The sequence below is a fragment of the Streptosporangium sp. NPDC087985 genome (genome assembly GCF_044741965.1).
Lineage (GTDB): Bacteria > Actinomycetota > Actinomycetes > Streptosporangiales > Streptosporangiaceae > Streptosporangium.
In genome coordinates, this window is record NZ_JBIUTQ010000001.1 from 97,649 (window position 1) to 118,275 (window position 20,627).

The window sequence follows — 20,627 nt, forward strand, 5'->3', positions numbered from 1 at the left end:
CCGGACCGGCAGCAGGACTCTCCTTGTGAATTCCCCACCCGAGACCCCGCCAGCGGCGGAACAGCAGATGGCGCGGGCCGCAGTGTCCGACGCCGATCTGCTGACCCGGCACATCGCCGGGGATCCGCACGCCTTCAGTGAAATAGTCAAGCGACATCGAGACCGCATGTGGGCGGTCGCCCTGCGCACGCTGGGCGATCCCGACGAGGCGGCCGACGCCGTACAGGACGCCTTTGTGTCCGCCTATCGCAAGGCCGACAGCTTCCGTGGCGAGGCAGCCGTCACCACGTGGCTGCACCGCATCGTGGTCAACGCCTGCCTGGACCGCATGCGCAGGAAGGCCATCCGCCCGGTCGCCGACGACGAGCTCGTCGAGGCCGCCGAACGCGACGCCCCCGTGCTCGACCAGACGGCCGAGCGCGAGGTCTCCATGGAGGTCTCGGCCGCGCTCAAGCTGCTGCCCGCAGACCAGCGTGCCGCGCTGGTCCTTGTGGACATGATGGGTTACTCCGTCGAAGACGCCGCCCAGGTCCTGGAGGTGCCGAGCGGCACCGTCAAGAGCAGGTGCGCGCGTGGACGCGCGAAACTGGCCCCGATTCTTTCCCATCTACGGAACCGATCCGATCTGTCTCGCGTCTCATCCGCGAAGGGAGCAGAACTTCGTGACGGGTGATACGCACTACGACCTGGAGATCTTGGCCGAACTGGCCGAAGGTCTTCTCGACGCCGCCACGGCCCTGCAGGTACGCGAACATCTCGCGGTCTGCGATCCCTGTGGCGAGAACCTTGCCGACCTGGCAGCGGTCCGTGAGGTGCTTTCGGCGACGCCCACCCCGGCGATGCCGATGGGAGTCGCGCTCAGGATCGACCGCGCGCTGGCTGCTGAGGCCGAAAGCTTCCGTGGAGGTGGAGTGGGCCTGGTGGAAGCACCGGCCTGGGACGACATAATGCGCGACGCGCCATGGGAGACGACGCCTCTCCCCGAGCCGGAGCCGGAGCCGGTGACACGGCTCGGGGTCGTCGGCGACGACGGCACCATCACTCCGGTCAGGCGGCGCAGGGCCACCCGGCCACGCCGATGGGCCATGCCCGTCGCGGCGGCGGGAGTGGTCGCGGCGGTGATCGGCGGGGCCGTGGTGACGAGCGACGTGCTCTCCGCACCCGGCCCGAGCCAGAGTTCTCCGATCGCCCTTCCTGCGCCTTCCGCAGGAAGGGGTTACCAGCTGACCGACAGCAACTGGAACTACAGCGAGCAGGAGCTCAAGGGCTCGCTGCTGGCCTACATCGGCCCGGCGCAGATCGTGGACGCCCAGGACATGAGCGGGGGCTCCAGGCTCCGGCAGTGCGTCCAGCAGGTCTCCGGCAAGGTCGGGAAGTCTCCGTTCGCCGTGGACCAGGGCTTCTACAACGGTCAGGAGGCCAACATCATGGTCTTCTGGCAGAACCAGGCCAAGAACTCGGTGCGCGTCCACGTCGTGGGCCTGCAGTGCGAGGACCTGCGCAAGCCGGCTCTCGCGAGCTGGAATTAGCCCGCTGGTATTACCCCATCCAAGAAGAGGCCCGGCATGGTTTCGTCCATGCCGGGCCTTCTCGTCTCAACGGGGAATCAGCGACGCCTAGGATCTGTTGACGCCACTGGCAATGACAAAGGAGAGGCGCAGCAGTGATGGACGTCCGGAATGTGATCATCATCGGATCGGGTCCCGCCGGTTACACCTCGGCTGTGTACTCCGCACGTGCCGACCTCAAGCCACTGGTCTTCGAGGGCTCGGTCACCGCCGGCGGCGCGCTGATGAACACCACCGAGGTGGAGAACTTCCCCGGCTTCCCCGACGGCATCATGGGCCCCGACCTCATGGACAACCTGCGCAAGCAGGCCGAGCGGTTCGGCGCCGAGCTGGTCACCGACGACGTGGTCGAGGTCGACCTCACCTCCAGCCCCAAGGTCGTCAAGACCGCCACCGACACCTACTACGCCAAGGCCGTCATCCTGGCCATGGGCTCCGGCTACCGCGAGCTGGGTGTGCCCAACGAGAAGCGCCTGTCCGGGCACGGAGTCTCCTGGTGCGCCACGTGTGACGGCTTCTTCTTCCGCGGGCAGGACATCGTGGTCGTCGGCGGCGGCGACACGGCCATGGAGGAGGCCACCTTCCTCACCCGGTTCGCCAGCTCGGTAACCGTGGTGCACCGCCGCGACGAGCTGCGCGCCAGCAAGATCATGCAGGACCGCGCGTTCGCGAACGAGAAGATCCGTTTCGTGTGGGACAGCGAGGTCGTCGACGTCCTCGGTGAGCCCAAGGTCAGCGGGGTGCGTCTGCGCAACCTCAAGACCGGTGAGGAGAGCGAGCTCCCGGCCACCGGCCTGTTCGTCGCGATCGGCCACGACCCCCGCACCGAACTCGTCAAGGGCCAGGTGGAGCTCGACGACGAGGGCTACATCAAGGTCGCCTCCCCCTCCACCCGGACCAACCTGGACGGTGTCTTCGCCGCCGGCGACGTCGTCGACCACACCTACCGCCAGGCGATCACCGCCGCCGGCACCGGCACTGCGGCCTCGCTGGACGCCGAGCGCTGGCTGAGCGACCACGACGAGAACTGATACCAACCGGCACATCGGATAGGGAGAGCAGGAACCTTGGGCGCCATCAAGAACGTGACCGACGCCAGCTTCGACGCGGACGTCCTCAAGAGTGACAAGCCCGTCATCGTCGACTTCTGGGCGGAGTGGTGCGGCCCCTGCCGCCAGGTCGCGCCGATCCTGGAAGAGATCGCGAACGAGCAGGCCGAGAAGCTGACCATCGTCAAGCTGAACGTCGACGAGAACCCGTCGACCGCCGGCAACTACGGCGTACTCCAGATTCCGACCCTGAACGTCTACAAGAACGGAGAGGTCGTGAAGCAGATCATCGGCGCCAAGCCGAAGGCCATGCTGCTCCGCGAGCTCGAGGGCATCATCTAGGCCCTGTCCCGCGGCTTAGGTAGGATCCGCGGGGCCGGCCCTGGTGCCCCCTGCGGCTGGTCGCACCCCACAGCGCATGCCGTACCACCCGCTTCCGAGCGGCCCACCCGGTGAAAGGCACCCCGCCTGCCAGGCGGGGTGCCTTTCACACGCCGGGGAACGGTCCGGCCCCTCCCGGGTGCGTGAGGACCGTCAGAAGCATCCGTGGCGCCGGAAGGGCACCCACGGGTCGGGCAAGGCCCTCAGACGGGCCGTAGCGCCCGCTCAGGGCTCATGGAGCCCAGCAGCCTCTCCAACGCCACCTCGACGTCCTCACGCCACGACACGGCGGTCTTGAGCTCAAGGCGGAGCCGGGGGAAGCGCAGATGCGGCCGGACCGTCTTGAATCCCACCGAGAGCAGGTAGTCGGCGGGCATCAGGCACGCCCCCGGCTGCTCCCACTTCAGATCGCCGAACGCCTCGATCGCCCGCACCCCGCGCCGGGTCAGGTCCTTGGCGACGCCCTGGACCAGCATCCGGCCCAGGCCGCCACCGGAGAACTCGGGAATGATGTGCGCGGTCATCAGCAGCACCGCGTCGGCGCTGACCGGTGAGGTCGGGAAGGCCACCGAACGGGGCACGTAGTGCGGCGGCGCGTAGAGCACGAAGCCGGCCGCCACACCGTCCACGTAGGCGATCTTGCCGCAGCTCCCCCACTCCAGCAGGGTGGAGGAGATCCAGGCCTCCTTCTCCAGCCCCGGGTCACCCACCTCGACCGCCCGGTTCCCGCTCACGGGATCGAGCTCCCAGAAGACGCACCGGCGGCAACGGCGCGGCAGGTCGTCGAGATTGTCGAGTGTGACGTTTGCCAGCCGACGCGACACCTGTTGGCCCCAATCCTGGCGAGACGAGTGCAAGCCATGGCGAAAAACGCGCGAAAACGGCGTCTCCAGCTGGCATCGTAGCTCAGTGAGGGCTCTGGTTTCAGGGTGTCCCGTCCCCCCACGCAGACGACAACCACCACTGACGTACCCTGGTTTCTCTAGCATGAGCACACGTGCTCCGCATAATCGAGGAGGTGGACCGTGCCCCAAGAGTCAGATCACGGTCAGACCGTCGCGGCCCAGGGCTCGCGGATCGACGCCTACATCGATCGGTACGCCGCACGAGCTACCGGGATGGTCGCCTCCGAGGTTCGCGCCCTTTTCGCCGTCGCGTCGCGGCCCGAAGTGGTCTCGCTGGCCGGCGGCATGCCGTATGTCACCGCGCTCCCCCTCGACATCGTGGGAGAGCTCGTCGCCGACCTGGTGGCCCGCCGCGGCCCGGTCGCGCTCCAGTACGGCTCCGGCCAGGGGGACCCGCACCTGCGCGAGCAGATCTGCGACGTCATGCGCCTGGAGGGGATCGAGGCCAACTCCAACGACGTCGTCGTGACCGTCGGCTCACAGCAGGCCCTCGACCTGATCACCCGCATCTTCATCGATCCCGGCGACGTCATCCTCGCCGAGGGCCCCTCCTACGTGGGCGCGCTGGGCACCTTCTCCGCCTACCAGGCCAAGGTGATCCACATCGCCATGGACGACGAGGGGATCATCCCCGAGTCGCTCGCCCAGACCATCTACGCGCTGAAGACCGCGGGCAGCCCGATCAAGTTCCTGTACACGATCCCCACCTTCCAGAACCCCGCCGGGGTGACGCTCAACGCGGCGCGCAGACAACAGGTGCTGGACATCTGCCAGCGGGCGGACGTGCTGATCGTCGAGGACAACCCGTACGGCCTGCTCGGCTTCGACGGCGAGCCCATGCGGGCGCTGCGCGCCGACAACGCCGACGGCGTCGTCTATCTCGGCTCGTTCTCCAAGACCCTGGCCCCCGGCTTCCGGGTCGGCTGGGCCCTCGCCCCGCACGCCATCCGCGACAAGCTGGTGCTGGCGATGGAGTCCGCGGTCCTGTCCCACTCCTCCTTCACCCAGCTCGCCGTCGGGCAGTATCTCGCCACCCAGCCGTGGCGTGAGCAGATCAAGACCTTCCGGGAGCTCTACCGCGAGCGCCGGGACACCATGCTCAGCTCGCTTGAGGCCCTGATGCCCGCCGGCATGACCTGGACCCGCCCCAGTGGCGGCTTCTTCGTCTGGGCCACCCTCCCCGAAGGGCTCGACTCCAAGGCACTCCTGCCACGGGCGGTCTCCGATCGGGTGGCCTTCGTCCCCGGCACGGGCTTCTACGCCGACGGCGGCGGCGCCCGGCACATGCGGCTGTCCTACTGCTATCCGGAGCCCGACCGCATCCGCGAGGGCGTCCGCCGCCTGGCCGGGGTGATCGAGCAGGAGCTCCGGCTGCGCGACACGTTCGGCACCGGCGCGTCTCCCGACCACATCGGAGTGGACACCCCGGGACCCGATCTCGCCTGATCTCCGTCGGCGGGCGCCTCCCGGCCTTCCGGCAGGCGCCCGCCGACATGGGGCCTCTCGGGTGCACGCCGACGCGGCGAGTTGCCGTACGGTGATTTCCGGCGCCACGGTGTTTCCCGGCGCCGCCGTGCGGTGATCACCCCGGTCATGGTGAGAACCGCCCCACTGGCTCTGCGCGGGCCGCGAAGAGAGGTATTTCGGGTGAGTGATCTGGGCTACGTGCTCGTCCTGGCAGGAGGCCTGTCCTACGAGCGGGAGGTGTCCCTCCGCTCGGGGCGCCGGGTGAGCGAGGTGCTGCGCGCGGCCGGAATCTCGGTGGAGACCCGTGACACCGACGCCTCGCTGGTGCCCTCCATCCTCGCCGATCCACCGGACGCGGTCTTCGTCACCCTCCACGGCGGGGCCGGTGAGGACGGCGCCATCCGCTCGGTCCTTGAGCTTCTCTCGGTCCCCTATGTCGGTGCCGGCCCCGACGCCTGCCGGGTGGCCTTCGACAAGCCCACCGCCAAGACCGTCATCCGCTCCGTCGGCCTGCGCACCCCCGAATCGGTGACGCTTCCCAAGGAGACCTTCCACGATCTCGGTGCCGCGACGGTGCTGAGCCGCATCGTGGAACGGCTTGGTCTCCCCCTGTTCGTCAAGCCCTCTCGTGGGGGCTCCGCGCTCGGTGCGTCGATCGTCCGTACCGCCGAGGACCTCCCTGCCGCCATGGTCGGCTGCTTCGCCTACGGCGACACCGCACTGATCGAGCGCTGCATCGAGGGCGTCGAGATCGCCGTCTCCGTGGTCGATCTCGGCGAGGGACCGGTGGCCCTGCCCGCCGTGGAGATCGTTCCCGACAATGGCGTCTACGACTACGCAGCCCGTTACACCGCCGGCCACACCGAGTTCTTCGCTCCGGCTCGCCTGTCCCCGGAGACCGCCGCGGCCTGCGCCGAGATGGCCGTGACCGCCCACACCGCTCTCGGCCTCCGTGACATCTCCCGCACCGACCTCATCGTCGACACCGACGGCCTCCCTTACTTCCTCGAAGTCAACGTCGCCCCCGGCATGACCGAGACCTCACTCTTCCCCATGGCCGTCGAAGCGGCCGGCGACGACCTCGGCACCCTCTGCCAGGTCCTCCTGGAGCAAGCCGTCATCCGTGGCACCCCCTGACTTTCAGGCCGCTCCACGGCACCCAGGTCGGACTCGCCCGGCTCCCGGAGCCGCTCGCCTAGGCTTGGCCGTGTGCTGACTCCACCTCCCTTCCCCAAGAGCTTCGCCAGCGACAACCACGCGGGCGTCCACCCCGCGGTGCTGGCCGCCATCGTCGAGGCCAACACCGGAGACGCCCCCGCCTACGGCGGAGACGCCTGGACCCACACGATGGAGAACGCCTTCCGCGCCGAGTTCGGCGCCCAGGCGACCGTCTACCCCATGTTCAACGGGACCGGCGCCAACGTCGTGGGGCTGGGCCTCGCGCTGCGGGCCTACGACGCCGTACTCTGCCCGGCCACCGCCCACATCAACGGCAGCGAATGCGGCGCCGCGGAACGCGTGCTCGGCACCAAGCTGATCCCTCTCCCCACGGACGACGGCAAACTCACGGTGGGCGAGATCCAGGGTCAGCTCTCCGCGCTCGGCAACGTGCAGCACTCCCAGCCCCGTGTCATCTCCATCTCCCAAGTGACCGAGTGCGGCACCTGCTACACCGCCGACGAGATCTCCGAGCTCGCGGAGTTCGCTCACGCCCGCGGCCTCTTCCTCCACATGGACGGCGCCCGTCTGGCCAACGCGGCAGCCGAACTCGGCTGCTCGATGCGCGCCCTCACCACGGACGCCGGGGTGGACCTGTTCAGCTTCGGCGGCACCAAGAACGGCGCCATGGGTGCGGAGGCACTCGTCATCCTCAATCCCGAGCTGGACGCTCCGGCGCTGTTCCTACGCAAGCAGGGCATGCAACTCGCCTCCAAGATGCGCTACGTCTCCGCCCAGTTGACGGCGCTCCTCACCGGTGGCCTCTGGCGCGAGAACGCCGCTCACGCCAACGCGATGGCCCACCGGCTGGCCGACGGTGTCGCCGGCCTTCCAGGCGTCTCGCTCCGCTATCCCGTCCAGTCCAACGCCGTCTTCCCGGTCCTCCCCGAGAAGGTGATCGCGGAGCTCCAGCAGCGCTACCTTTTCCACATCTGGGACGCGGACGAGAACGTGGCCCGGTGGGTGACATCGTTCGACACCACCGTCGAGCACGTCGACACATTCGTCTCCGACATCCGTCTCGCCGTCTGCGGAGCGATCGACGCCTAGTACTCCAGCCGTAGTTCGTGATCTCGATGGTGAGGGGTGCCGAGGAGACAGGTGGCCAGCGTCGATCGTCTGGACGAGATCGGCCACGCCATCGGGGGCGTCGGTTCCTTCTCCGCCTACCCGAGGCCGCCGAGACGGAGGGCATCCTCAATCTCGCTGAGCTTCGCGGAGGACAGGACGCCCGCCCGCTCAATCAGGTCGTCCCGGGACACGGTGGTCAGCCACGTGCAAGGGGTAAAGCCTGGACGCGGAAACGCGAACCGCAGCACGCCTTCAAAGGGCAGTCCTTCCATGGCGCCAACTCGCACTTCGACACCCAGACCGCTGATGTCGACGCCCGCCGGAGCGACGACCTGCATCGCTCGGATCCCGGACGCGTCGTCTATCGACAGCAGTACGACCAGACGCCGCTCGTCGAACTCGACCCACCAGACTTCGCCGCGTTGCACATGTCCTCCTGACACAGGACGGCAGGCGAACGCTGCGCGACCCTGACACGCTGTGGAGACGGGTGCGGCCACCGTTGATCATCGGTGTGTGAAGACAAACGATCACGCGGTGGCCGCAGGTCACAGCGTAGACCCTGCCCGCTGGCAGGAGGCGTTCGAGGGCCTGATGGGCCGGATCGCAGGCCGGTTCGCGCGGGTCGAACCCCGGCGTCGGGTCCGGCAGTTGGTACTCGGCCTGCTGTCGGACCTGCCGCGCAAGAACTGCTGGACCATCGCCGAGTGGGCCGGAGAGAGAACCCCAGACGGCATGCAGCACCTGCTCGGGCGGGCCAAGTGGGACGCCGGCCAGGTCCGCGACGACGTGCGTGGCTACGTGGTGGAGCACCTGCACGACGACCAGGCGGTTCTGGTAGTCGACGAGACCGGCGACGTGAAGAAGGGCACCGGCACAGTCGGCGTGCAGCGCCAGTACACCGGCACCGCGGGCAGGATCGAGAACGCCCAGGTTGCCGTCTACCTGGTCTACGCGGGGCGGCGCGGGCACGCTGCAGTGGACCGGGAACTGTACGTTCCGCGCTCCTGGACTTCCGACTCCGACCGCTGCCGGGCCGCCGGGCTCGGCGAGGAGACAGGGTTCGCGACCAAGCCGGAGTTGGCCGCTCGCATGGTCGCCCGGTTCCTGGACGCCGGCCACCGGGCGGCATGGGTTGCGGGTGACGAGGTCTACGGAGGCAACCCGACGCTGCGAACCGCGCTGGAGGAACGCGGCACCGGCTACGTCCTCGCGGTGGCCTGCTCACACGAAGTCACCACCGGCGCTGGGCGGTTCCGCGCGGATGCCTTGGCCAAGAAGGTGCCCAAGCGGGCATGGCAGAAGCTGTCCGCAGGGGATGGAGCCAAGGGCCACCGCTTCTACGACTGGGCCGCCATCGACCTCGTTGATCCCCGGCCCGGGAGTCGCCAGTTGCTCATCCGCCACAACCACAGCACCGGCGAACTCGCCTACTACCGCTGCTACTCGCCCGCACCGGTGCCGCTGACCACCCTGGTGCGAATTGCTGGATCAAGGTGGCGGGTTGAGGAGTTCTTTCAATCCGGCAAGGGCCTGGCCGCCCTGGACGAACACCAGGTCCGCCGCTACCCGTCCTGGTCCCGCTGGGTCACCCTCGCCATGCTCGCCCACGCCTTCCTCGCCGTCGTCCGAGCCGACGAACACGCCCGCCACCCCGCACCCGACGCCCTCATACCGCTCACCTGCAACGAGATCCAACGACTGTTCATCACGCTCGTCGTCCAACCCGTCCACGACGCCATCCACCGGCTCGGCTGGTCCGACTGGCGACGCCGCCACCAGGCCCGATCCCAGACCAGCCACTACCGACGACAAGCCACTCAGGCATGAAGATCACGAACTACGGCTGGAGTACTAGCTCCTCCACGGGAGAGCCCGGCATGGCGCGTTTCACGTGAAACAGTCGCCGCTCCCCCGCCACCCGCCCTCTCCCGAGGCGTAGGCCCGTCACCCCCGGCCGGGCGGAACACACCGGGCACAGACGGCGACGGTCCCCCTGTTTCACGTGAAACAGGGGGACCGTCGCGAAGTCGGCCCGCGGGCGCGGAGGCTACTCCTCCGCTATCTGCATGGACCCCGGAGCCATCGTTCCGATGATGCGCTCCAGATCGTCAATGGTCGCGAACTCCACCACGATGCGGCCCTTACGGCGGCCGAAGTCCACCTTCACCCGGGTCTCGAAGTGGTCGGAGAGACGGTCGGCCAGCTGACGCAGGACGGGCTCCTCGGCAGCCTTCGCCTTCGGTGCCTTCGAGGTGGGTGCAGGGGCGGCTTTGACGTCTCCCGCTGCCACGATCTCCTCGACCGCGCGGACCGACAGCAACTCGGCCACGATCCGGTCGGCGAGGCGCTCCTGCGCGCCGGGGTCGTCCAGCGTCAGCAGGGCCCGGGCGTGTCCGGCACTGATCAATCCCGCCGAGACGCGACGCTGGACCTTGGGCGGCAGATTGAGGAGACGCAGGGTGTTCGTCACATGGGAGCGGGAACGGCCGACGCGGGCGGCGAGCTGCTCGTGGGTCGCACCGAAGTCGTCGAGCAGCTGCCGGTAGGCCGCGGCCTCCTCCAGGGCGTTGAGCTGTTCGCGCTGGAGGTTCTCGATGAGAGCGTCCAGGAGGAGCTTGTCCTCCTGGGTGCTCCGTACGATCGCGGGAATCTCCGAGAGTCCCGCGAGCTTGGAGGCGCGCCAGCGGCGCTCTCCCATGATGAGCTCATAGCCGTCCTTGCCCACAGCACGGACGACGATGGGTTGGAGCAGGCCGACCTCAGTGATCGAGGTGGCGAGTTCCTGCAGGGTCTCATCGTCGAAGATGTCTCTGGGCTGACGCGGATTGGGCTCGATCTTCTCGATCGGGATCTCAAGGAAATACGCACCCGCCACCGGCTTCAGAGCCGGCTGGCGCTGCTCCACCACGGACTCCGGCGCGACCAGGGTCGCGGTTGCCGCCGGTGCGGGACTCTGCGCCACGGGCGGACCCGTTGGGATGAGCGCCGCCAGTCCCCTGCCGCCCATCCCTCTCGGCTGCTTACTCACTGCCCCTCCTGCGGCTCAAGTTTCCACCCTCGGCGGTTCCCGCGACGATGACGGCCACGGATCTTTCGGCGTTCACACGGCCGCGCCACGATAAGCCATCTCACGAGCGGCGTCCATGTAGGCCATCGCACCGCTGGAGCCCGGGTCGTAGGTCATCACCGACTGACCGTAACTCGGGGCCTCGGAGACGCGCACGCTACGGGGGATCAGGGTGGTCAGCACCGTGTCACCGAAGTGGGACCGGACCTCCTCGGCGACCTGGGAGGCCAGCCGGGTCCGCCCGTCGTACATCGTCAGCAGGATCGTGGACATATCAAGCGCCGGATTCAGATGGGCACGGACGAGGTCCACGTTCCGGAGCAACTGGCCGAGACCTTCCAGCGCGTAGTACTCGCACTGGATGGGGACCAGCAGCTCGTTCGCGGCCATCAGCGCGTTGACGGTCAGCAGGCCGAGCGACGGGGGGCAGTCGATGAAAACGTAGTCAAGATCGATCGCCTTGTACGCGGTCAGCGCGCGCTGCAACCGAGCCTCGCGCGCGACCATGGAGACCAGTTCGATCTCGGCGCCGGCAAGGTCGATCGTGGCGGGGGCACAGTAGAGTCCGGGCATCTCCGGAACTTCCTTCACGACCTCCTCAAGAGGCAGGTCCTCCACCAGGACCTTGTACATGTCCGGCACGTCGCCACGGTGCTCGATGGACAGCGCCGTCGAGGCATTGCCCTGCGGGTCGAGGTCGACCACGAGCACCCGCTGGCCATGCATGGAGAGCGCGGCCGCCAGGTTCACGGAGGTCGTGGTCTTGCCCACGCCCCCCTTCTGGTTGGCGACCGTGAAGATGCGGGTCTTCGGAGGGCGAGGCCAACCCCCTTCCCGGGTCCCCCCGATACCTCCGGGAGCGGCTGTAGTCGTCTGGGCCGGTGTTTCACGTGAAACCACTGAACTGAGTGCCTCTCGTACCAGCGGCGAGTCGCCGGGATTAAGGGGGGTCTGGGTCACGATCGTCGTCCTTTCAACCGGCCGGGCTACGGGAGCGGGAGCCGATGCCGGCCAACCCAGGCCGGAGGAACGTCCGTGGGATATGGCGACAGGATTCTCTGGCCAGCCGAGACCGTCCGCTGCTCTGACGATCGCACCTTCACGGTCATTCACTGGCCTCGTACTCGCTTTACTCGGTCTGTCATTGGCGTCGTGGCCGCTTCGAACGCGGTTCACGATCCCTCCGGCGAGAGACCTGCCGTACTCCTTCGGGAGCCCGGCCGACGACCACTCGGATGAGAGTTGCAGGCGGCTCGACCTTACCGTGCCCGACCGATACAAGCTCGGCGGTCTGCACCCCGCTGGAGCGCAACTGCTCCTCGGCCTCCGCCAGCTCCTCCGCTGCCCGCTCACCCTTCATCGCGAGAAGTTCGCCCCCTTCGCGCAGCAGCGGCAGCGACCACTTCAGCAACCGGTCGAGCGGCGCCACCGCGCGTGCGGAGGCCACGTCGAACTCACGCTTTCCCACGAACTCCTCGGCCCGGCCACGCAGCACCTCGACGTTGTCGAGTTTCAACGCCTCCACGCACTCCTGAAGGAACACTGTCCGGCGGAGGAGCGGCTCCAGGAGCGTGACCTTGATGTCCGGCCGTACGATCGCCAGGACCAGACCCGGAAGACCGGCTCCCGAGCCGATGTCCACCAGCCGCACATCGGCGGGAACGGCCTCGGCCACCACGGCACAGTTGAGCAGGTGGCGGTCCCAGATACGGGGCACCTCCCGGGGTCCGAGCAGCCCGCGTACCACCCCCGGGCCGGCCAGCAGCTCTGCGAACGCCTCCGCTCTGAACCAGGCCTCGCCGGTGAACACCTCGCGCGCAACCTCGGGCGGCTCGGGAATCTGCTCGCTCACTCGACGCTCACTCTTCCTCGGAACTGTCTGTATCAGGGTTTTCTAAGGCTAACGGCCCGCTTCCGTACGGCGCACAAGGGCAGGCCGTTAAAAAAGCCGCCGTCCCCGGAAGACCGGAGACGACGGCCGTTGTCCGTCCGTCATGCCGTTATGCGGGCAGGACCACCACGAAACGCCGGGGCTCCTCGCCCTCGGACTCGCTCCGCAGACCCGCAGCCGCGACCGCATCGTGCACGATCTTGCGCTCGAACGGGGTCATCGGCTGCAACGACGTGGGCTCGCCGTTGCGCTTGACGTCCGCAGCGATCTTGGTGCCGAGCTCACGCAGCTCCGCCCGGCGACGCTCACGGTATCCGCCGATGTCGAGCATGAGCCGCGAACGCTCCCCCGTCTGACGGTGGACCGCGAGCCGGGTCAGTTCCTGGATCGCCTCCAGCACCTCACCGTTGGGGCCGACGAGGTCACCGCCCTTGATGTCCACAACCGACACCACGGCACGATCACCCTCGACGTCCATGTCGATGTCACCGTCGATGTCGGCGATGTCGAGCAGACCCTCAACGTAGTCCGCCGCGATCTCGCCTTCCTGCTCCAGCGCAGCGAGATCCGGAGCCGCTTTCACGGTCTCCTTTTCGGCCTCGGCCTCGGTCACGTCCAGCCACTCCTTCGTGCTGTCGGGGATGTCGTCAGGACTTCTTGCTACCCGTCCGCTTGCTGCGGGGCTGACGGGTCGGCTGCTGGCGGACCGGCTTGGGCTCCGGCGCCGCGGGGGGCGCCTCGGGCTCGGCAGCGGATTTCCTCACCTTGCTCAGCAGGCTCGGCTTGGGCTCGGGGGTCACCATGTTGCCCTTGGCGTCGGCCACCGGGGAGGGGTTACGGCTGTAGAACCAGTGCTGCTGGCTCAGGGTCCACAGGTTGGTGGTGACCCAGTAGAGGATCAGACCGAGGGGGAAGTTCAGCGAGAAGATCGCAAACAGCGGCGAGACGTACATCAGGATCTTCTGCTGCTGCGCCATCGGGTTGTCCGGCATCTGAGCCATGGAACGGCCCACGCTCTGCCGGACGGTGAGGAACGTGGTCAGCGAGCTGATCGCCACGAAGACCGCAAGGACGACCTTGGTCTGGATCTCGTCGGCGCCCCAGAACGTCGCCGGAAGAGGGGCACCGAGAATGTGCGCGGCCCGGGCGCTGTCGACGAGGTGCTGCGACATGCCGAACTTGAGCTGACCGTGGGCCATCGCGTTCAGCACGGTGAACATCGAGATGAAGATCGGGAACTGGGCCACGACCGGCAGGCAGCCGCCGAGCGGGTTGGCCCCCTGCCCCTGGTACAGCGCCATGACCTCCTGGTTCATGCGCTGCTTGTCGTTCTTGTAACGCTTCCGCAGTTCCTGGACCTTGGGTGCCAGCTCCTGCATCTTCTTCGACGAGCGCATCTGCTTGAGGAAGAGAGGGAAGATGAGCAGTCGCATCAGCACGGTCAGGGTGATGATGGTCAGCGCCCAGGTGAGCCCGCTGTTGGGGTCGAGGAAGCTGCTATAAGCCTGGTGAATCCAGGTGATGACTTGGGCGACGGCTGTATAGAGCCAATTCAGCCAGGACAGCTCCACCGAGCTAGCTCCCTTGCGTTTCGTCGGACCGGCCCGGGCGTGGGGGCACCGGGTCAAAACCTCCGGGATGGAATGGGTGGCAACGCCCGATTCTCCGGATCGTCAGCCACGTGCCGCGCAGCGCACCGTGGACGGTCATCGCCTCAAGGCCGTAGGCACTGCACGAAGGATGGAAACGGCAACGAGGACCCAGCAGAGGGCTCACAAAGGTCCGGTAGAACCGGATAGGAGCCATCAGGACCCTGGCAGCCGGAGAAACTCCGGCGATCTGCTGCGCCGTCATCATCGCCCATCCATGTGAGCCGTGGAAGGCTCTCGCCGCCTGAGTAAACGATCCAGCGCGACGTCGAGTTCGGCGGCAAGGCGCTCGCTTCGCGCGGACGCGGCCGGTGGGTTGGCGCGTACAACAAGCAGGCTACCTCTCGGGAGGCGATGCAGACGGTCCCGGATGAGGTGTCTCAACTGACGTTTGACTCGGTTTCGGACAACCGCACCGCCTACGGCGCGGCTCACCACGAAACCCACCAGGGGCAGAGCATCGGTCTCCGCGCGCACGCTCAAGTGCGCGACCAGGGTGGGGCGGCCTGCACGGCTTCCCTTTCTGACCGCGTCGGCGAACTCCTCGCCCCGGCGCATGCGGGACACGGACGGCAACACGAGAGGACCTTGATTGACCCTGGGCAGGTACGGCTATCGCCCGCCGACATCACGGCCGGCGGGCGACGTAACGCTGCCTTGTGCCCGGCGACCGGGCACAGCGGATGCGTCAGGCGGAGAGCTCGGCGCGGCCCTTGCGGCGACGGGCTGCCAGGATGGCGCGGCCGGCGCGGGTGCGCATGCGCAGCCGGAAGCCGTGGGTCTTCGCGCGGCGACGGTTGTTCGGCTGGAAAGTACGCTTGCTCACGAGTGGGCTCCAGGCTTGAATCGCATCCCCAGCACATGGGGACACTTGACAGTGGCTGGCTTACCGGAAGCGGGGCATGCGAAATAGCCGTCCCGTGGAAAGCCGACCGTCGTACGTTACGGGTAACACGTGTCCCAGGTCAAACCAGAGAGCACGCGGATATAGGTTATCCACGGATCCACAGCCCCGTTATCCACCGCCGCCCCGCCGTCCACAGGATGTGCACTCAGCCTCCCCCGCGCTGCCACTAGGCTGTGGACAACGTCTTGAACACGCCTGTGGACAGGGCTACTGTCGGCCCTTTCAGACCCTCTCTCCGCTGCCAGGATGCGGCCCGGCGGCAGATGCGGCCCTGTGGACACCGTGTGGATTCGATGTGGATTCCAGACAGCGACCCTACGGGTCCAGGGGCAGGCCGGCATATGAGAAACGTGGGAATCCGGTGTGCCCGGCGGCCATCGGTATGGATGAACGGATCGCGGTGAGCTCAGACGGGGGCCGCGTCGGAGGAGGTGGGCCGGGCAGTGGATGAAATGGACCTGGGCGCGGTATGGGCGCGGGCACTGGAGAACTCCCTCAACGAGAGCGTCCCCTCCCAGCAGCGTGTCTGGCTCAGCATGACCCGGCCCTTCGGCCTCATGAACGACACCGTGGTGCTCGCAGCCCCCACTGATTTCGCCAGGGATGTCCTGGAGAACAAGCTCCGTCCCCTGATCAGCCACGCGCTCTCCCAGGAGTTCGGCCGCCCGATGCGGGTCGCGGTGATGGTGGACCCCAGCGCCGTGGGTTCCGAACCCGGTGTCGCCTCCCGTCCGGAGAGTTATCCCCAGGCACCCCCGCAGGGTTATCCCCAGGGTGTCGGCCCGCAACAGGGTTATACACAGCTGGGAAATTCCCAGCACAGCGGCGTTTCCGGCCCTCAACAGCCCTACCCGGCTCCCGGACCGCCCGCTCCTCCGTCCACCGAATATCCACAGCACCAGCCACCGGGCCAGTCGTTTCCCTACCCCTACCAGCAGATGGAGGAGCCGGCTCAGCCGTACCTCCCGGCGGAGCCCTCCGCTGCTCCGCCGCCGGCCGAGCAGAGCGGTGGATACGGGCGTGGCGGATACACCCCGCAGGGCTCTCCCCCCTCAGGTCCGGAGCAGGACGCCTTCGACCGCTCCGCGCAGAGCCCGGCCCCCGGTGGGGTGCACAACAGGTGGGACAGCCGCGGCGGCCGCCCCCAGGGGGAGCCCGCCCGGCTGAATCCGAAGTACACCTTCGAGACCTTCGTCATCGGCTCCAGCAACCGGTTCGCCCACGCGGCCGCCGTCGCGGTGGCCGAGGCTCCGGCCAAGGCCTACAACCCGCTGTTCATCTACGGCGACTCCGGCCTGGGGAAAACTCACCTGCTGCACGCGATCGGCCACTACGCCCAGAGCCTCTACGACGGCGCGCGGGTGAGATACGTGAGCTCCGAGGAGTTCACCAACGACTTCATCAACTCCATCCGCGACCACAAGGCCGACAACTTCAGGGGTCGCTACCGGGCCGTGGACATCCTGCTCGTGGACGACATCCAGTTCCTGGAGGGCAAGGAGCAGACGCAGGAAGAGTTCTTCCACACCTTCAACACCCTGCACAACGCCAACAAGCAGATCGTCATCTCCAGCGACCGGGCGCCCAAGCAGCTCGTCACCCTGGAGGACCGGCTCCGCAACCGGTTCGAGTGGGGCCTGATCACCGACGTCCAGCCACCCGAGCTGGAGACCCGCATCGCGATCCTGCGCAAGAAGGCGATACAGGAGGGCCTGGCCGCGCCGCCCGAGGTGCTGGAGTACATCGCCAGCCGCATCTCCACCAACATCCGCGAACTGGAGGGCGCCCTGATACGGGTCACCGCGTTCGCCAGCCTCAACCGGCAGTCGGTCGACCTGCAGCTCACCGAGGTCGTGCTCAAGGACCTGATCACCGAGGACGCCGCGTCCGAGATAACGGTCGCCACGATCATGGCGTCCACCGCCGCCTACTTCGGCCTGTCGATCGACGACCTGTGCGGCGGCTCGCGCTCGCGCGTCCTGGTCACCGCCCGGCAGATCGCCATGTATCTGTGCCGGGAACTCACCGACATGTCGCTACCGAAGATCGGCCAGCAGTTCGGCGGCCGGGACCACACCACCGTCATGCACGCTGACCGGAAGATCCGTTCCCTCATGGCGGAGCGCCGTTCGATCTACAACCAGGTCAACGAACTCACCACGAGGATCAAGCAGCAGTCGCGCAATGGGTGAGACTCGCCGGCGCGTGATGCACAGCCTGTGGAAAACCTTGTGGATCAATGGCGTGGACGCGCGGAGGACGATCAGGGCGTCCGACCATGATCAATGCAGGACCGAGGGATCACGGGCACGGTCACGACCTGGGGACAACTCTGGGGATAACCTGGGGAGAACTTGGGGACAACTCGTGGATAACCTGGGGACGCCCTGTGAAGAGAGTTTTCCACAGGGACAAAACGACCTCTTACCCCGTGGATAACCTGGGGAAACCTTGGGGATAACCGGTGGACGGACGGTCCATGATCTGGGGACGGCCTGTGGGTATACCTCGGTTCTCCACAGTCCCTCGAGTTCTCCACATCCTCCACCCACAGCCCCGGTGGATGAAAAAACTACAGCTGACCTGCGGAAACAACGATCTTCCACAGTTTCCACAGCCCCTAATACGATGACCCCTTGTATCTCTAACTAAGAAACTCAAGAGCCATAAGAGGGATCCCGGGAGCGCACGTGCGGGACAGTGAAGACCCGAACCCCAGGCACCGAGCGAAGAGCGCTCGACACACAGGAGGCAGATCCACGTGATGTTCCGGATCGAGCGAGACGTGCTCGCTGAGGCGGTCGCATGGACGGCACGCAGCCTTCCGGCGCGTCCTTCCGTGCCGGTGCTGGCCGGCATGCGTCTTGAGGTCACCGACAAGGGGCAGCTCAAGCTCTCCGGCTTCGACTACGAGGTCTCCGCCGAGGTGACCCTCGAACCGCAGAGCGGCGAGGCGGGCGTGGTGCTCGTCTCGGGCAGGCTCCTCGCCGAGATCACCAGGGCGCTTCCCGCACAGCCTGTGGACTTCGTCGTGGATGGCGCGAAGGCGGTCGTCACCTGTGGCAGCGCCCGGTTCACCCTTCTCACCATGCCTGTGGAGGACTATCCCTCGCTGCCGACGATGCCCCCGGCCGCCGGACGTGTGGGCAGCGACGTGTTCGCCTCGGCCGTCGGCCAGGTCGCCGTCGCCGCGGGCAAGGACGACACCCTGCCGATGCTGACCGGCGTGCGTATGGAGATCGAGGGCGACACGGTCACCCTCGCCGCCACCGACCGCTACCGCCTCGCCGTACGAGAGCTGAAGTGGCAGCCGGATCAGCCCGACTTCTCGGCGATCGCCATGATCCCCGGCAGAACGCTCGCCGACGCAGCCAAGGCGCTGGGCAGCAGCGGTGCGGAGGTCGAGATCGCGATGAGCTCCGCCGGGGGCACCGGAGAGGGCATGATCGGCTTCTCCAGCTCCGGTGGCCGGCGCACCACCACCCGGCTGCTCGACCCGGAGTTCCCCAAGTACCGCTCGCTGCTGCCGACCGAGTTCTCCGCCCGGGCGGACCTGTCCACAAGCGCGTTCGTCGAGGCCGTCAAGCGCGTGGCCCTGGTCGCCGAGCGCAACACCCCGGTCCGGCTGGCGTTCCGCGGCGGCGAGGTCGTGCTGGAGGCGGGCAGTGGTGACGAGGCCCAGGCGGTCGAGGTGCTCCCCGTGGACTTCGACGGCGACGACATCAACATCGCCTTCAACCACCAGTTCCTGCTGGAGGGGCTCGGTGCGATCGACTCCGACGTGGCCCGGCTGCAGATGACCACCTCCACCAAGCCCGCCATCCTCACCGGCGGCAAGCCTGTGGACGACGGGGGGGTCCCCGACTACCGCTACCTGATCATGCCTATCCGCCTGTCCAGCTGACGGCTGTCCCCGGGCGGCCGGGGACAATCCGGGCCGGAGAGGGAGGCGGAGCGGGCCGGGAGACTCCGGCCCGCGGGCGACGCGGGACCGGAGAAGGGACATGGACCGGCATGACCATGATCAAGGCGTGTCTCAACGTGAGCAGGAAGCCGGGCGAGCACCCGGTCCTTCCCCTGACGCCTCTGGAGCTCGCTGAGGCGGCCGGTGAGGCCCGTGGGGCCGGTGCGGCGGCAAGTTCATGTGCATCCGCGTGACGAGGCGGGCAGCGAGTCTCTCAGCGCCGCTCACATAGGCGCCGCCGTCCCCGGCCCGCGGCTCCTCCACGGGGAGGAAGGACCGGCCTGGATACTTGTGGACGAGGCGGGGCGGTTGGGCCTGGCCACGCGCACCGGCCTGGAGGACGTCCTGCACAGCCCCGCAGGCGATCCCGTTGACGGAAACGCCGATCTGGTACGGCTTGCGCTGGCGCGCCGGGTGTAGATGGATGATGAAACCCTGAAGGGGGTGCTCGTATGCAGATCGGCATGATCGGGTTGGGCAAGATGGGCGGCAACATGGCCGAGCGGCTGCGCCGCGGCGGCCACGACGTCGTTGGTTACGACCGCGATCCCGCGGTCAGCGATGTCTCCAGCCTGAAGGACCTGGTGGACCGGCTCCAGGCCCCGCGCACCGTGTGGGTCATGGTGCCCGCCGGAGCGCCGACGCAGGCGACGATCGAGGAGCTCGGCGGCCTGCTGTCGGCCGGGGACATCGTGATCGACGGTGGGAACTCCCACTATCTCGACGACCAGAGACACGCCACCGAGCTCGAAGCAGGCGGGATCGGCTTCGTCGACTGCGGCGTCAGCGGCGGAGTCTGGGGTCTGCAGAACGGCTACGCGCTGATGGTCGGTGGTTCCAAGGCCGGCATCGAGCGGTTGATGCCGATCTTCGAAACGCTCAAGCCCGAGGAGGGCGGTTTCGTCCACGCGGGTGAGGTCGGCGCCGGCCACTTCGCCAAGATGGTGCACAACGGCATCGAGTACGGCATGATGCAGGCCTTTGCCGAGGGCTGGGAGCTGCTGGAGGCCTCCGACGTCGTGACCGACGTGGCCGGAGCCTTCAAGAGCTGGCGGCACGGCACGGTCATCCGCTCGTGGCTGCTGGACCTGCTGGTCCGCGCGCTCGACGAGGACCCGGCGCTGGAGGAGCTGAGGGGCTACGCGCAGGACTCCGGGGAGGGCCGCTGGACGGTGCAGGCGGCCGTGGACCACGCGGTGCCGCTGCCGGTCATCACCGCCGCGCTGTACGCCAGGTTCGCCTCCCGGCAGGACGACTCGCCGGCCATGAAGGTCGTCGCGGCCCTGCGCAACCAGTTCGGCGGGCACGCCATCACCGCGAAGGAGGGCCAGGTCGCCAAGGGCGCCGACGCCCCCGGCGCCGACGTCGTCCCGCCGAGGGAGGCCGACAGATAGACCGGAGCCCGTACGGCCCGCGTCCGCGTTCTCCACACGGGGCGCGGGCCGTGTGGACGCGGCGGCGCCCCAGCGGCGGGTGTGGCCGACTAC

At 67.8% G+C, this 20,627-nt stretch carries 22 protein-coding genes; 12 read left to right on the forward strand and 10 right to left on the reverse strand.

What is annotated here, in order from left to right:
- Positions 1-67 precede the first annotated feature (67 nt).
- The 4 genes from sigM (at position 68) to trxA (ending at position 2,959) form a co-directional block, all read left to right on the forward strand.
- A complete protein-coding gene (sigM, locus tag ACIN94_RS00495; protein ID WP_400697589.1) occupies positions 68-673 on the forward strand; it encodes an RNA polymerase sigma factor SigM in 606 nt (201 codons plus the stop codon).
- The gene (locus ACIN94_RS00500; protein ID WP_400697591.1) at positions 663-1,529 is read left to right on the forward strand and encodes an anti-sigma factor family protein; all 867 of its coding nucleotides are present in this window, start codon (positions 663-665) and stop codon (positions 1,527-1,529) included. Before sigM ends, ACIN94_RS00500 begins: the two co-directional genes overlap by 11 nt.
- 134 nt (positions 1,530-1,663) lie before the next feature.
- Entirely contained in the window at positions 1,664-2,599 is a 936-nt protein-coding gene (gene trxB / locus ACIN94_RS00505) for a thioredoxin-disulfide reductase (RefSeq protein WP_400697594.1), read from the forward strand.
- 36 nt (positions 2,600-2,635) lie between these two features.
- Positions 2,636-2,959 (forward strand): thioredoxin, encoded by a 324-nt coding sequence (trxA, locus tag ACIN94_RS00510; protein WP_306861578.1) that lies wholly within the window; start codon positions 2,636-2,638, stop codon positions 2,957-2,959.
- A 242-nt stretch (positions 2,960-3,201) separates the two neighbouring features.
- On the opposite strand, the gene ACIN94_RS00515 is transcribed toward trxA, so the two are convergent.
- Positions 3,202-3,822 carry a GNAT family N-acetyltransferase gene (locus tag ACIN94_RS00515; protein ID WP_400697597.1) on the reverse strand — a complete coding sequence of 207 codons (621 nt, stop codon included), beginning with the start codon at positions 3,820-3,822 and terminating at the stop codon, positions 3,202-3,204.
- Positions 3,823-4,116: 294 nt separating this feature from the next.
- Between ACIN94_RS00515 and ACIN94_RS00520 the strand changes: the two genes are divergently transcribed.
- The 3 genes from ACIN94_RS00520 to ACIN94_RS00530 all read left to right on the forward strand — a co-directional run bounded on the left by ACIN94_RS00520 (position 4,117) and on the right by ACIN94_RS00530 (position 7,638).
- The gene (locus ACIN94_RS00520) at positions 4,117-5,349 is read left to right on the forward strand and encodes a PLP-dependent aminotransferase family protein (RefSeq protein WP_400699905.1); all 1,233 of its coding nucleotides are present in this window, start codon (positions 4,117-4,119) and stop codon (positions 5,347-5,349) included.
- A 201-nt stretch (positions 5,350-5,550) separates the two neighbouring features.
- The gene (locus tag ACIN94_RS00525; protein WP_400697600.1) at positions 5,551-6,507 is read left to right on the forward strand and encodes a D-alanine--D-alanine ligase; all 957 of its coding nucleotides are present in this window, start codon (positions 5,551-5,553) and stop codon (positions 6,505-6,507) included.
- Positions 6,508-6,579: 72 nt separating this feature from the next.
- Complete coding sequence (locus tag ACIN94_RS00530) at positions 6,580-7,638, forward strand: threonine aldolase family protein (protein WP_400697603.1); 1,059 nt, start codon at positions 6,580-6,582, stop codon at positions 7,636-7,638.
- Positions 7,639-7,754: 116 nt separating this feature from the next.
- Here ACIN94_RS00530 and ACIN94_RS00535 read toward each other — a convergent pair whose 3' ends face one another.
- On the reverse strand, positions 7,755-8,087 hold the full coding sequence (locus tag ACIN94_RS00535) for a type II toxin-antitoxin system PemK/MazF family toxin (protein WP_400697606.1): 333 nt from the start codon (positions 8,085-8,087) through the stop codon (positions 7,755-7,757).
- Positions 8,088-8,253: 166 nt separating this feature from the next.
- Here ACIN94_RS00535 and ACIN94_RS00540 point away from each other — a divergent pair, with 166 nt between their 5' ends.
- Entirely contained in the window at positions 8,254-9,489 is a 1,236-nt protein-coding gene (locus tag ACIN94_RS00540) for an IS701 family transposase (protein WP_400699907.1), read from the forward strand.
- 220 nt (positions 9,490-9,709) lie between these two features.
- On the opposite strand, the gene ACIN94_RS00545 is transcribed toward ACIN94_RS00540, so the two are convergent.
- The 8 genes from ACIN94_RS00545 to rpmH all read right to left on the reverse strand — a co-directional run bounded on the left by ACIN94_RS00545 (position 9,710) and on the right by rpmH (position 15,095).
- Positions 9,710-10,690: a ParB/RepB/Spo0J family partition protein gene (locus ACIN94_RS00545; protein WP_400697608.1), complete on the reverse strand. Its 981-nt coding sequence runs from the start codon at positions 10,688-10,690 to the stop codon at positions 9,710-9,712.
- A 72-nt stretch (positions 10,691-10,762) separates the two neighbouring features.
- The gene (locus tag ACIN94_RS00550; protein ID WP_400699909.1) at positions 10,763-11,578 is read right to left on the reverse strand and encodes a ParA family protein; all 816 of its coding nucleotides are present in this window, start codon (positions 11,576-11,578) and stop codon (positions 10,763-10,765) included.
- 292 nt (positions 11,579-11,870) lie between these two features.
- Positions 11,871-12,581, reverse strand: coding sequence for a 16S rRNA (guanine(527)-N(7))-methyltransferase RsmG (gene rsmG / locus ACIN94_RS00555; protein WP_400697610.1), 711 nt, complete (start codon positions 12,579-12,581; stop codon positions 11,871-11,873).
- Between the two features lie 148 nt (positions 12,582-12,729).
- Positions 12,730-13,233, reverse strand: a complete 504-nt coding sequence (locus ACIN94_RS00560; RefSeq protein ID WP_400697613.1) for a protein jag — start codon at positions 13,231-13,233, stop codon at positions 12,730-12,732.
- Positions 13,234-13,267: 34 nt separating this feature from the next.
- A complete protein-coding gene (yidC, locus tag ACIN94_RS00565; RefSeq protein WP_400697615.1) occupies positions 13,268-14,191 on the reverse strand; it encodes a membrane protein insertase YidC in 924 nt (307 codons plus the stop codon).
- A gap of 4 nt (positions 14,192-14,195) precedes the next feature.
- On the reverse strand, positions 14,196-14,474 hold the full coding sequence (gene yidD, locus ACIN94_RS00570) for a membrane protein insertion efficiency factor YidD (protein ID WP_400699911.1): 279 nt from the start codon (positions 14,472-14,474) through the stop codon (positions 14,196-14,198).
- Positions 14,474-14,827 carry a ribonuclease P protein component gene (gene rnpA / locus ACIN94_RS00575; protein ID WP_400699913.1) on the reverse strand — a complete coding sequence of 118 codons (354 nt, stop codon included), beginning with the start codon at positions 14,825-14,827 and terminating at the stop codon, positions 14,474-14,476. The genes yidD and rnpA overlap by 1 nt, the downstream gene beginning before the upstream one ends.
- Before the next feature lie 130 nt (positions 14,828-14,957).
- Positions 14,958-15,095, reverse strand: a complete 138-nt coding sequence (rpmH, locus tag ACIN94_RS00580; RefSeq protein WP_010849920.1) for a 50S ribosomal protein L34 — start codon at positions 15,093-15,095, stop codon at positions 14,958-14,960.
- A gap of 533 nt (positions 15,096-15,628) precedes the next feature.
- Between rpmH and dnaA the strand changes: the two genes are divergently transcribed.
- From dnaA to gnd, 4 genes are all read left to right on the forward strand, one after another.
- Positions 15,629-17,368, forward strand: a complete 1,740-nt coding sequence (dnaA, locus tag ACIN94_RS00585) for a chromosomal replication initiator protein DnaA (protein ID WP_400699915.1) — start codon at positions 15,629-15,631, stop codon at positions 17,366-17,368.
- Positions 17,369-17,937: 569 nt separating this feature from the next.
- On the forward strand, positions 17,938-19,080 hold the full coding sequence (gene dnaN / locus ACIN94_RS00590) for a DNA polymerase III subunit beta (protein ID WP_400697619.1): 1,143 nt from the start codon (positions 17,938-17,940) through the stop codon (positions 19,078-19,080).
- A 222-nt stretch (positions 19,081-19,302) separates the two neighbouring features.
- A complete protein-coding gene (locus tag ACIN94_RS00595) occupies positions 19,303-19,560 on the forward strand; it encodes a hypothetical protein (protein ID WP_400697620.1) in 258 nt (85 codons plus the stop codon).
- 32 nt (positions 19,561-19,592) lie between these two features.
- Positions 19,593-20,534: a phosphogluconate dehydrogenase (NAD(+)-dependent, decarboxylating) gene (gene gnd, locus ACIN94_RS00600; RefSeq protein ID WP_400697621.1), complete on the forward strand. Its 942-nt coding sequence runs from the start codon at positions 19,593-19,595 to the stop codon at positions 20,532-20,534.
- Positions 20,535-20,627: the final 93 nt, after the last annotated feature.

Excerpts from the sequence above, each read along its gene's own strand:
- sigM (WP_400697589.1), top strand. The coding sequence starts at position 68 with ATGGCGCGGGCCGCAGTGTCCGACGCCGATCTGCTGACCCGGCACATC.
- ACIN94_RS00520 (WP_400699905.1), top strand. The coding sequence starts at position 4,117 with ATGGTCGCCTCCGAGGTTCGCGCCCTTTTCGCCGTCGCGTCGCGGCCC.
- ACIN94_RS00540 (WP_400699907.1), top strand. The coding sequence starts at position 8,254 with ATGGGCCGGATCGCAGGCCGGTTCGCGCGGGTCGAACCCCGGCGTCGG.
- yidD (WP_400699911.1), bottom strand. The coding sequence starts at position 14,474 with ATGACGGCGCAGCAGATCGCCGGAGTTTCTCCGGCTGCCAGGGTCCTG.
- rnpA (WP_400699913.1), bottom strand. The coding sequence starts at position 14,827 with ATGCGCCGGGGCGAGGAGTTCGCCGACGCGGTCAGAAAGGGAAGCCGT.
- dnaA (WP_400699915.1), top strand. The coding sequence starts at position 15,629 with ATGGACCTGGGCGCGGTATGGGCGCGGGCACTGGAGAACTCCCTCAAC.
- gnd (WP_400697621.1), top strand. The coding sequence starts at position 19,593 with ATGCAGATCGGCATGATCGGGTTGGGCAAGATGGGCGGCAACATGGCC.